The following is an 11,915-nucleotide window of genomic DNA, read 5'->3' on the forward strand; positions in this document are numbered from 1 at the left end:
TTTAGTTGCATAATAAAAAATTTATGTTACTAACATTTATAATAATTAAAGATATTCGGCATGTCAAAGGAATTATGCAAACGCTTGCATAATTGGTTGTTTTTATATTTATAAAGTAATACAGTATATAAAAAACTACCCGTAACTAATGACATATGTCTCTAGCTACGGGTAGTTTATATTAATAAAATCAAACGTTAATCTTAATCTTCAATCCATTGTGTATGGAATACGCCATCGCGATCTTTACGCTCATAAGTATGTGCTCCAAAATAGTCACGTTGAGCTTGGATTAAGTTAGCTGGTAAGTTTTCTGAGCGGTAACTATCATAATAGTTAATACTTGCAGAGAAACCTGGCGTCGATACACCGTTTTGAACACCAGTTGCAACTACGTCACGTAATGCATCTTGATAATTAGTTACAATATCTTTAAAGTATGGGTCTAATAATAAGTTCTGTAATTCAGTATCATTATCATATGCTTCTTTAATTTTTTGTAAGAATTGTGCACGAATAATACAACCTTCACGCCAAATCATAGCTAATTCGCCTAATTTTAAATTCCATTCGTTATCTTCACTAGCTTTTCTCATTTGAGCAAAACCTTGTGCATATGAACAAATTTTGCTCATATATAGCGCTTTACGAATTTTTTCAAGGAATTCATCTTTGTTACCTTCGAATTTAGCACTTGGACCATTTAATTGTTTAGAAGCATTAACACGCTCTTCTTTAATTGAAGAAATAAAACGAGCAAATACTGACTCAGTAATAATTGTTAATGGAATACCTAATTCTAAAGCGTTGATTGATGTCCATTTACCTGTGCCTTTTTGGCCTGCAGTATCAAGAATTTGTTCTACTAAAGCTTCGTCTTTACCTTCATCTAATTTAGTGAAGATATCACCAGTAATTTCGATTAAATAACTTGATAATTCGCCAGCATTCCAATCTTTAAAAGTTTTTGAAATTTCTTCATGAGACATGCCTAGTAAATCTTTCATCATTGCATAACTTTCTGCAATTAATTGCATATCTGCGTATTCAATACCGTTGTGCACCATTTTTACATAGTGACCAGCACCATTAGGGCCGATATAAGCGACACAAGCAGCACCGTCATCAGCTTTAGCTGAGATTGATTCTAAAATATGACTGACTTTATCGAATGCGTCTTCTTGACCGCCTGGCATTAATGAAGGTCCAGTTAACGCACCAACTTCACCACCAGATACACCCATTCCAATAAAGTTAACACCGCTCTCAGCAAGTGCTTTATTACGTCTAATAGTATCTTGATAGTTCGTATTACCACCATCAATTAAGATATCATCGTTATCTAATAATGGTAACAAGCTATCAATTGTTGCGTCTGTTGCAGGGCCAGCTTTAACCATTAGTAAAATTTTGCGGGGTTTTTCTAGAGAATTAACAAATTCCTCTATAGAGTATGTTGGATGTATGTTTTTACCTTCAGATTCTGTAACCATTTCATCCGTTTTTGCAGATGAGCGATTAAAAACAGAAACGCTATATCCACGTGATTCAATATTCCAAGCAAGGTTTTTACCCATTACGGCTAAACCTACTACACCAATTTGTTGTGTCATATTACTAACCTCTCTTATTAAAGTTTTCTAGTATATTGTATCATAAAGACGTAAGAATATTCACTTAATCAGTTTTAAGATTTCTGACTAATTATTTCAATAATCTTAATTAATTGTTCTGCTAACAAGTTTAATGAACTGATTGGCATACGTTCGTCAGTGGTATGGATATTCTCATACCCTACTCCTAAAATTACAGTTGGAATACCTAACTGATTTATGATGTTGCCATCCGAACCACCGCTAGCTATTACAGCTTCAGGAGCTAATCCTAAAGCGACAGCGCTCGATTTAGCTACTTTAGTCACTAGTGCCTCATCTGCAATTTCAAAACCTGGGTAACTTTTTATTATTTCAACATCAGCAGTACAACCATATTTTTGAGCTGTTTCTTTGAAAACAGACTGCATATGTTCAACTTGATTTTGTATACTTGTCTCTGAATGTGAACGCGCTTCTGCTTTAAGTGTAACTTTATCTGCAACAATATTTGTAGCAGAGCCCCCTTCAAAGCGTCCGATATTAGCGGTCGTAAACTCATCTATTTGACCTAACTTCATTTCACTAACTGCTTTTGCTGCAATATTAATTGCACTTATACCCTTGTTAGGTGTGCTTGCATGTGCAGTTTTACCATATATCGTTGCATTTACTTTCATTTGTGTAGGAGCGTGTGTAACCGTCTTTCCAACATCAACACTTGCATCAATTGCATAACCATAATCAGCATCCAATAATGTATAGTCTAATGCTTTCGCTCCCTCTAATCCAGATTCTTCACCTACTGTTATAACAAATTGTATTTGACCATGTGATAATTCATGGTCATTTATTGTTTGTACAAGCTCTAAAATAGCTGCCAATCCAGCCTTGTCATCAGCGCCTAGAATAGTTGTACCATCAGAATATATGTATCCATCTTCTTTGATTTGTGGTTTAATATCAACGCCTGGTGTTACTGTGTCCATATGACTTGTAAAATACACTTTATCTACATTGTCCATATTTTCTGTAGCTTTTAACGTACACACTAAATTATTAGCTCCCAAACCCTCGTTAACACTTGCTTTATCTTCTTCTACAATAACATTTAAAGTTTCAAATTTGGCTTTAAGGAATTGTTGTATAGCTTGTTCCTTACCACTTTCAGAATTGATTTGTACTAATTCTAAGAAAGTATTTATAAGTCGTTGTTTATTTATCATTTATAATTCCCCATTCTTATATTTATGTATCTGCTAATTTAGTGTAACGAAATATATGTAGTAGTAAAACTAATATGGCTCTGTGTTAATACTGATCATATGCTATAATGACAATATAAAACTAATTTAAATTTGAATATAATTGGTTAAATGTTATAAATGAAAAGGATACAGATCAATCCTATTTTCAATGATTTGGAGGAATATATGTTGAACAATAATAAAGTGTTGAGAGTTATTATCGTAGTAATGTTAGTAGCTGTTGTACTTGCATTGATATTAACAAGTGTCGTTCCATTAGTAAATTAATCATTAATTAAGTGTAAGTATAAATGTAGTGTCTCAATCTCTTGAAAATACACGAAGCTCGCACATGATAAGAGTTACGGTTGAGTATATAAACTCAAACCAACCTCATAACTTGTGCGAGCTTTTTATGTAGCTGCTGGTTTTTGATCACTGTGCAAACGTAGTGAGCCAAATTGCGATTTAACAGCTAAATATGCTTCTAATTCATTCAATAATTGTAGTAAATTCGCACGTGTTCTAAATCCTTCATGCGAAGTTGGTAGTTCTAATTTGTTTAATTCTAATCTTATTTCATATAACGAGTGTAGCCGCAACACAGTGTAATCATTGCTATTTACATTGGTAGCTACTTCGGCAAACAAATTAGATATTTTAGATAATAAACAGTCTTTGGTTTCAATATTTTCGATAATTATAGACATACGACGTAAAAGTTCTAATTGTTCTTCGCGCATATCAAAATAATGATAATATGAGTTCTCATTTCTTACAAAATGATTTTTAACATCTCTAAAAGCGATAGATTTTGCCTTGCGGATTGTATACTTTAATTCATCAAATGCGATGTTAACATTATTATTTGGCTTTTTACAAGTATTACTAAACTGTTCAAAAATGTAAGTGAATTGTTGTTCAATTTCTTGTTTATAATGTTTTAAATTACTGTCCAAACTAGGCATAATGACGTTCATTAAGAATGCAATTCCTAGACCTACGATTAAAAGAAGAATCTCATTATAAAACAATTGCAAATCAATGACTGACGCATTAAAGATGTGTAATAAGATAACACAACTTGTTACGACACCTTCTTGAACTTTAAATACAACTGTTAACGGTATAAAAAACAGTACAATAAGACCTAAAACAATCGCACTTTGTCCTAACATATTAAAAGCAATAGAACCTAGAATTAGAACCATAAGACATGATACAAAACGAGAAACAATTGCTTGTAATGAATGCACTTTAGTATGTTTGATACACAAAACAACTAAAATGGCACTGGAAGCAAAATTATCTAAACCCATTAATTTAGCAATTATGATTCCTAGTGCCATTCCAACTGCAGTCTTAATTGTTCTAAATCCGATTCGATATGGATTTAAACTCATCATCTAATAAGACCTCTATTTTTCGTCACAGTGAGTGTCGAATAAATTTTGTAATTGGTTTATCACATCCATCACATCGTGACCTTCGATTTGGTGCCTTTCAATCATTTCTGTGACTTTACCATCTTTGACTAAGGCGAATGATGGACTTGACGGTGCAAAACCTTCAAAATAATCTCTAGCTTGTTGTGTAGCTTCTTTGTCTTGACCTGCAAAAACAGTAACAAGGCGGTTTGGCAATTTATCATAGTGTAATGCATGCGCAGCTGCTGGTCTTGCAATACCACCTGCACATCCACAAACAGAATTGACCATTACTAACGTTGTACCTTCTTGTTTTAAAACGTTATCTACTTCTTCGGCAGATGTTAATTGTTCATAACCTGCTTCTTCAATTTCGTTACGTGCTTGATTAACTACATCTGTCATATATAAATCAAAGTTTAAGTCCATAATAAATTCACCTTTCATTTCTAATTATTACTTTTATTCTACTAATATATAGTTAATACTTCAACTAGTGTGTTTAAATATCACCATATTTTAAATGTCTTTAACTGTTCAAAAAATTTTTTTAAAAAATAGATAAGAAATCACTATAATATTTTAGGCTGAGACATATACTTTGTGTCTCAGCCTAAAATATTATCAACTTTATTAAGTTGTATGTTATTAGTAGATACTTGTATGTTCTATTGAATATTGTTCAATACGTGTTTTTACGAAGTTCATAAATCTACCTGCTTGCAAGCCATCTAAAATGCGGTGGTCGATTGAAATACATAAGTTAACCATGTTTCTTATGGCAATCATATCATCAATAACTACCGGTTTTTTAATCACGGATTCAATCTGTAGTATTGCTGCTTGAGGATGATTAATTATACCCATAGAAGATACTGAGCCAAACGTACCTGTATTATTTACAGTAAATGTACCACCTTGCATATCTTCTGAACGTAGTTTTTTGTTACGTGCTTTTTGAGCTAATTCGTTAATTTCTCTAGCAATACCTTTAATTGACTTTTCATCAGCATTTTTAATCACAGGCACGTATAATTTATCTTCGTCTGCGACTGCTATAGAGATGTTAACATCTTTATGCATAACTATCTCAGAATCTTGCCAACTACTATTTAATAAGGGATATGCTTTTAACCCTTCAGCAACTGCTTTAACGAAAAACGCAAAGAACGTAAGGTTATAGCCTTCACTTTCTTTAAAGCTATGCTTATGATAATTACGTGTTTTAACTAAGTTAGTTGCATCTGCTTCTACCATCATCCAAGCATGAGGTATTTCGTTAACACTATTTACCATATTTTGAGCTATCTGTTTACGTACTCCATTAACTGGAATTGATGAACCTGGTGATGGATCATTATACGCTGATTGTTGCGATACTTTAGGAGAATCTTTTGGCGCTACAATCGTAGAAGGTGATTTATTTGTTCCTTCTTTAATAACTTTTTCTATATCTTTTTTTGTTACACGCCCTTCAAAGCCTGTGCCTACAACTTGATCTAAGTCAATTTGGTTTTCAGACGCTAATTTGAAGACTACTGGTGAATAACGGCCGTTATTTTTTGGTCCATCTATATGAGATTTAGCAGTAGTTGAAGCTGAATCATTTTGGATATTGTTACTACTTGTTTGTTTGTTGGTTAAATCTTCTTTAATGTCTTCAGATTGATTCTCAGTTGTTTGATCTTGTTCGAATTCATTTTGCTCGTTACCAGTATCTAATAGACAAATAATCTCATCTACCGCTACTGTATCGCCTTCATCAACTTTGATTTCGGTTATTGTACCTGCGTATGATGAAGGTACCTCTGCAGTTACTTTATCAGTAATCACTTCACATAAAGGATCATATTCCTCAACTTTATCTCCTACTGAAACAAGCCATTGTTCTATAGTACCTTCATGAACACTTTCACCGAGTTTAGGCATTTTTATTTCCATGATTGTGCCTCCTTAGAATTCTGCGAGTTCACGCATTTTGATTTTTATTTTATCTGGATTAATCATAAACTCGTCTTCGAGTGTTGGCGCAAATGGCATTGCTGGAACATCAGGACCAGCGAGTCTCATTATTGGGGCATCTAAGTCGAACAGACAGTTTTCTGCTATTATAGCAGCTACTTCAGAAATAACACTACCTTCTAAATTATCTTCTGTTACTAATAAAACTTTACCTGTTAATTTTGCTCTTTCAATAATCGTTTGTTTATCTAAAGGATAAACTGTACGTAAATCCACAACTTCTACATTGATACCATCTTCTGATAACATATCAGCTGCTTGGATACAGTAATTCACACAGAGACCATAGGTAAACACAGTAATATCATCGCCTTCACGTTTAACATCTGCTTTACCAATTGGAACTGTATAATATGATTCTGGAACTTCTTCTTTAAGTAAACGATAAGCTTTTTTATGCTCGAAATATAGTACTGGGTCATTTGACTCAATTGAAGCTAATAATAACCCTTTCGCGTCATATGGTGTAGATGGGATAACAATTGTGAGCCCTGGTGTGTTAGCAAATATAGATTCTACACTTTGCGAGTGATAAAGCGCACCGTGAATACCGCCGCCAAATGGAGAGCGAATCGTAATAGGGCAATGAAAATCATTATTTGAACGATATCTCATTTTTGCAGCTTCACTCATAATTTGATTTGTCGCAGGTAAAATATACTCGGCAAATTGTATTTCTGCAACAGGACGTTTGCCTAACATAGCTGCACCAATACTTGTTCCTACGATATTTGACTCTGCTAACGGCGTATCTAAAACACGTGCTTCACCATATTTTTGTTGTAAACCTAAAGTGACACCAAATACGCCACCTTTTTTCCCGACGTCTTCTCCTAATACAAATACATCGTTATCCTTTTCCATAGCTTGGTCGAGCCCTTGTTGGATTGCTTCTAAGTAACTTAATTTAGGCATTGTCTAAACTCCCTTCTTCATAGACATGTGTATATGTTTCTTCTGGAGACGGATAAGGTGCTTTTTCGGCTTCTTTAGTTGCTTGGTTTACAATTTCTTTATGTTCACTATCAACTTTTTCTAACCATTGTTCGTTTATAATGCCTTCCTCAAGAAGAAATGTTTTAAATTTAAGATTACAGTCTAATGATTTTAATTCTTCACGCTCTTCTTTAGTACGATATTTATCATCATCATCTGAAGAATGGGCTGTCATTCTTGTACACATGGCTTCAATTAATGTAGAACCACCACCATTTAATGCTCGTTCTCTAGCTTCTTTCATGACTTTATACATCGCAATTGGGTCGTTGCCATCTACATGTTCGCCGTGCATACCATAACCAATAGCGCGATCAGATAATTTTTCAGCACCATATTGTAGAGAATCTGGTACAGAAATAGCATATTTATTATTTTCAATAACACATACAAACGGTAATTTGTGAACGCCTGCAAAGTTTAAGCCTTCATGGAAATCACCTTGGTTTGAACTACCTTCACCCACTGTAGCCATAGCAATATTTGGTTTATTATCCATTTTCAAAGCTAATGCTGCTCCAACACCATGTACAATTTGTGTGCCAACTGGCGAACTTTGGGATAGAATACCTTTTTCACGTTTACTAAAATGTGACGGCATTTGCTTTCCACCTGAACTTATATCATCACGTTTACCAAATGCTGCTAACATCGAGTCTAAAGCTGTCATCCCCATATAGGTAACAAACGCTAAATCTCTATAGTAAGGTGAAGAAATATCACCTTCTTGCATAGCATATGCCATACCTATTTGAGTTGCTTCTTGTCCTTGACAACTAATAACAAATGGTATTTTACCTGCACGGTTTAATAGCCACATACGTTCATCTATTTTACGCCCTAAATCCATCCATTTATACATTGCTTTTAAATCAGACTCTTCTAGTCCAACTGATTTATAATCAAACATCTTATTTCCTCCTAAATTAAACGTGAATCGATCTATTTTCAACCTTTAAGCCTAACTCCATCAATACTTCAGATAATGATGGATGTGCATGTGTTGTTAACCCAAGTTCTAAAGTTGAACCATTCATAAATTGGAATAGTGATATTTCGTTAATTAATTCTGTAACATGGGGACCTATCATATTAAGACCTAATACAGTATCTTGTTCTTGATCGATGATAACTTCACAAAAGCCACTTTGGTTAGAGGTGTTTTCAATAACTGCTTTACCTATAGCTTTGAAAGGTACTTTAATTGATTTTGCTTTAATATTCTCTGATTTGGCTTGGTCTATATTTAATCCAATACTTGCTACTTCAGGTTGAGTATAAACGCATTTTGGCATTTTATTATAATCAATTGGAAGTGGTGATTGATCAAACATATGTTCAATTGCTATGACTCCTTCTTTAGAGCCGACATGGGCCAATTGTAATTTACCGATACAATCGCCTGCTGCATAGATATGTTTATCATCAGTTTGTTGATATTCATTAACACTAATATGCTTTTTATCTGTTAATTTAATCTTTGTATTATTTAATCCAATATCTTCAGTATTAGGCAGCCTACCAATAGAAATTAATGTTTTTTCAAATTGTACTGCTTCACCATTTAATGTGATAATAATGCGATCTTCGTCTACTGTTATATCTGATTCGGATAGTTGTATATTTTCATAAAATGTCACGCCTCTATCCGTTAATTCTTTTCTTAAAGTTTTGGCAACTATTTTACTTTCAGTCGGTAAAATGCGCGGACCTGCCTCAATTACAGTTACAGCGACACCAAAATCTGTCATCAAAGAAGCAAATTCTAAACCGATAACTCCGCCACCAATAATAGCTAGATTATTTGGCAATTGTTCTAATTGCAAGATATCATCGCTAGAAAGGACAACTTTATGATCAAACGGTAGAAAAGATAAAGACATAGGTTGTGATCCTGTAGTTATGAGGACATTATTATTGGGTATTAATTCAGATTCACCATCCTCGTATTCTACAGAAATCGTGCCACTTTGTGGCGAGAATATAGAAGGTCCTAATATCCTACCTGTACCATTAAATACATCGATACTGTTATGTTCCATCAAATGGTTAACACCGCTAAACATTTGGTTTACTACTTCATTTTTTCGTTCTTGAATACGCGCAAAATTCAATTTGAACCCTTCAACATCCACGCCATAATCAGTTGCGTTTGTGATTGTACGCATAACTTCTGCAGATTTTAATAATGCTTTTGTCGGAATGCATCCTTTATGTAAACAAGTGCCACCAAGTAATGATTTTTCTACAAGTGCCACTTTCTTTCCTAATTGTGAAGCTCTTATCGCAGATACATAACCCGCAGTACCTCCACCAAGAATGACTAAATCATATTTTTCTTCTGACATATTAATACTCCTAACTATAAGCTTTAACCTTTTCTTTTCCGTCTAGTACGTTTGATGTACGTAACGCCAATGTATCCATTTCTTTTTCGCCTGGATATATTGTTACAGGTGCAATCCAATCAACGAATGATATTATTTTTTGAACTAATAATTTACTGTAACTTAAACCACCTGTTAAAATAATTTGATCTACCTGTCCGCGGAAAATAATTGACCGAGCTCCAATAGCATTAGAAATTTGATATGCTAACGCATCAAATGCTAATTTAACTTCGGAGTTTGAATCATATTTATCCGATAATAATTTTAAATCATTTGTTTTGAACATACTAATGAAACCACCTTTTTTACTTAAAAAGTGATTCATCTCTTGTGGTGTGAAATTATGTTTATATCCAAATGCGTAGAGTTGATCATTGGGTATTGAACCGGCACGTTCTGGACTAAAAGGACCTTCACCTAACAACCCTTCATTTACATCTACTACTTGCCCATTTTTATGTGCGCCAATGGTTATACCTCCACCCATATGTGCAACGATAACATTTACATCTTCATACGTTTTATGAATAGATGATGCATATAATCTAGCAACAGCTTTTTGATTTAATGCATGAAATATACTACGTCGTTCAATATTTTTTAAGCCTGTAACTTTTGCAATATCTATTAACTCATCTACAACGACGGGATCTATCGTAAATGCAGGGATGTTCAGCTCTTTTCCTAATTCATAACCAATCATACCACTCAAATTAGATGCGTGTACACCATATTTAAATGCCTTAAGATTGTTATACATTTCGTTATTTATATGATAAACGCCACCTTGCATTGGTTTTAGTAATCCACCTCTACATGCAATTGCATCAAAACTTTTTAATGTGTAATCTGACGTGTGATTTAAAGAAGATATAATTTCATTGAGCCTTGCTGGTTTTTGTTCTATTAATGATGCAGATGTAAGCTGTATATCATGTCGAATTGTTTCATGCCACATACACTTATGCGCTTCATATACCGCAACTTTTGATGATGTACTACCTAAATTTAAAACTAGAATTCGAGCCATTGCAGCACCTTCTTTTGGAAAATAAGAAACCTCTTAGACATTAGACCTAAATACTTAAAATCAATTACGTTAGATAGTTGGATATTGAGTGCCTCAAACTAATTTATTGTATTTATAAATTATATTATCTACTTATATATTACATCAACTTCTTACATTATAAAATTAATAACCTATTTTTGAAGTTGAATTAGGAATTGAAAATGAAAGAAAATTTGCTGATTTAATTTTTTCAAATATCTGTTTCGAGATAATTGCTACCTATGATTCTTAACTAGTTTGAGTCACCTAGTTAATTCTTGTAATCAATATATTAGTTTAAGATTTTTAATGCTAGTATTAATGAGTCAAGTTTATTTTGTTTCGTATCTGCTCTCGAAGTCAACACAATCGGGAACTTTGCTCCTAAGACTAAACTGGCTACACGTGCTCCTGCAAAATAAGTAAAGGATTTGTATAGTGCGTTACCAACATCTATATGTGATACCAATAAAGCATCTACATCGCCTGCAACTTGTGACTTGATATTTTTCTTAATAACACTTTCCATACTAATTGCGTTATCAAAAGCAAATGGACCATCTACATATAAATACTCAGATGTTGCTCTGCTATAAATATTCTTGAGCTTTTCAGCATCAGTAGATGATAAGATTTTTTTGGTAGGTTTTTCAACAGAAGAAAGAATACCAACTTTAAACTGGTCATAACCAAGCGCTTTAGAAAAATGAGCTAAATTATTAATTATTTGTTTCTTTTCTTCTACCGAAGGATTAATGTTTAATGCTACATCACTTAACATTAATGTTTTATGATAATTTGGCACGTTAAAACATGCAACATGGTTTAAAAATCCATGCTGAGCAATAAAGCTTTTATTACTAAGAACAAAGGATAATAATGTTGATGACATTAAATTACCTTTGACTAATACTGATACTTTACCAGTAGACAAATCATCAGCACATTGTTTAAAAAGTTCATTGTCATTGCTAAAAGTAAGAATATGAATTCGATTGAGTAATTGTGCATCCATATCGAACGAACGGATTATCTCTGTAGCATCTTGTGTGTCATATAAATATACATCAATTTTTGTTAAAACAAGTGCTTTCATGACAACAGATAACATTTTTTCATCATTTGCATATAAAATCGCAACATTACCTTTTAAATTATATGAAGAATCAATTAAATGTTGATATTGCATA

10 protein-coding genes are annotated in these 11,915 nt (G+C 33.3%); all 10 read right to left on the reverse strand.

All coding sequences use genetic code 11. From position 1 onward, the window contains the following. Positions 1-203 precede the first annotated feature (203 nt). The 10 genes from gndA to ACF91D_RS19585 all read right to left on the reverse strand — a co-directional run bounded on the left by gndA (position 204) and on the right by ACF91D_RS19585 (position 11,914). A complete protein-coding gene (gndA, locus tag ACF91D_RS19540) occupies positions 204-1,613 on the reverse strand; it encodes an NADP-dependent phosphogluconate dehydrogenase (protein WP_327620590.1) in 1,410 nt (469 codons plus the stop codon). A 74-nt stretch (positions 1,614-1,687) separates the two neighbouring features. After that, entirely contained in the window at positions 1,688-2,818 is a 1,131-nt protein-coding gene (locus ACF91D_RS19545; RefSeq protein WP_101049415.1) for a M20/M25/M40 family metallo-hydrolase, read from the reverse strand. Between the two features lie 434 nt (positions 2,819-3,252). Then, complete coding sequence (locus ACF91D_RS19550; protein WP_101049417.1) at positions 3,253-4,245, reverse strand: aromatic acid exporter family protein; 993 nt, start codon at positions 4,243-4,245, stop codon at positions 3,253-3,255. A gap of 12 nt (positions 4,246-4,257) precedes the next feature. Continuing rightward, positions 4,258-4,695 carry a bacilliredoxin BrxB gene (gene brxB / locus ACF91D_RS19555; RefSeq protein WP_039068380.1) on the reverse strand — a complete coding sequence of 146 codons (438 nt, stop codon included), beginning with the start codon at positions 4,693-4,695 and terminating at the stop codon, positions 4,258-4,260. Positions 4,696-4,914: 219 nt separating this feature from the next. After that, positions 4,915-6,207 (reverse strand): dihydrolipoamide acetyltransferase family protein, encoded by a 1,293-nt coding sequence (locus ACF91D_RS19560; RefSeq protein ID WP_039068381.1) that lies wholly within the window; start codon positions 6,205-6,207, stop codon positions 4,915-4,917. A gap of 12 nt (positions 6,208-6,219) precedes the next feature. Beyond that, on the reverse strand, positions 6,220-7,203 hold the full coding sequence (locus tag ACF91D_RS19565; protein ID WP_039068382.1) for an alpha-ketoacid dehydrogenase subunit beta: 984 nt from the start codon (positions 7,201-7,203) through the stop codon (positions 6,220-6,222). Further along, positions 7,196-8,194 (reverse strand): thiamine pyrophosphate-dependent dehydrogenase E1 component subunit alpha, encoded by a 999-nt coding sequence (locus ACF91D_RS19570; protein WP_069792139.1) that lies wholly within the window; start codon positions 8,192-8,194, stop codon positions 7,196-7,198. The genes ACF91D_RS19565 and ACF91D_RS19570 overlap by 8 nt, the downstream gene beginning before the upstream one ends. 16 nt (positions 8,195-8,210) lie before the next feature. After that, a complete protein-coding gene (gene lpdA / locus ACF91D_RS19575) occupies positions 8,211-9,632 on the reverse strand; it encodes a dihydrolipoyl dehydrogenase (RefSeq protein WP_101049419.1) in 1,422 nt (473 codons plus the stop codon). Positions 9,633-9,642: 10 nt separating this feature from the next. After that, positions 9,643-10,704, reverse strand: coding sequence for a butyrate kinase (gene buk / locus ACF91D_RS19580; protein ID WP_069792141.1), 1,062 nt, complete (start codon positions 10,702-10,704; stop codon positions 9,643-9,645). A 313-nt stretch (positions 10,705-11,017) separates the two neighbouring features. Continuing rightward, entirely contained in the window at positions 11,018-11,914 is an 897-nt protein-coding gene (locus ACF91D_RS19585) for a phosphate acyltransferase (protein ID WP_107549877.1), read from the reverse strand. Position 11,915: the final 1 nt, after the last annotated feature.

It is taken from the genome of Staphylococcus sp. 231237_7MaSpsaltlick, assembly GCF_043107035.1.

Coding starts and splice junctions, on each gene's coding strand:
- ACF91D_RS19560 (WP_039068381.1), bottom strand. CDS start 6,207: ATGGAAATAAAAATGCCTAAACTCGGTGAAAGTGTTCATGAAGGTACT.
- gndA (WP_327620590.1), bottom strand. CDS start 1,613: ATGACACAACAAATTGGTGTAGTAGGTTTAGCCGTAATGGGTAAAAAC.
- buk (WP_069792141.1), bottom strand. CDS start 10,704: ATGGCTCGAATTCTAGTTTTAAATTTAGGTAGTACATCATCAAAAGTT.
- ACF91D_RS19550 (WP_101049417.1), bottom strand. CDS start 4,245: ATGATGAGTTTAAATCCATATCGAATCGGATTTAGAACAATTAAGACT.
- ACF91D_RS19565 (WP_039068382.1), bottom strand. CDS start 7,203: ATGCCTAAATTAAGTTACTTAGAAGCAATCCAACAAGGGCTCGACCAA.
- ACF91D_RS19545 (WP_101049415.1), bottom strand. CDS start 2,818: ATGATAAATAAACAACGACTTATAAATACTTTCTTAGAATTAGTACAA.
- brxB (WP_039068380.1), bottom strand. CDS start 4,695: ATGGACTTAAACTTTGATTTATATATGACAGATGTAGTTAATCAAGCA.
- lpdA (WP_101049419.1), bottom strand. CDS start 9,632: ATGTCAGAAGAAAAATATGATTTAGTCATTCTTGGTGGAGGTACTGCG.
- ACF91D_RS19585 (WP_107549877.1), bottom strand. CDS start 11,914: ATGCAATATCAACATTTAATTGATTCTTCATATAATTTAAAAGGTAAT.
- ACF91D_RS19570 (WP_069792139.1), bottom strand. CDS start 8,194: ATGTTTGATTATAAATCAGTTGGACTAGAAGAGTCTGATTTAAAAGCA.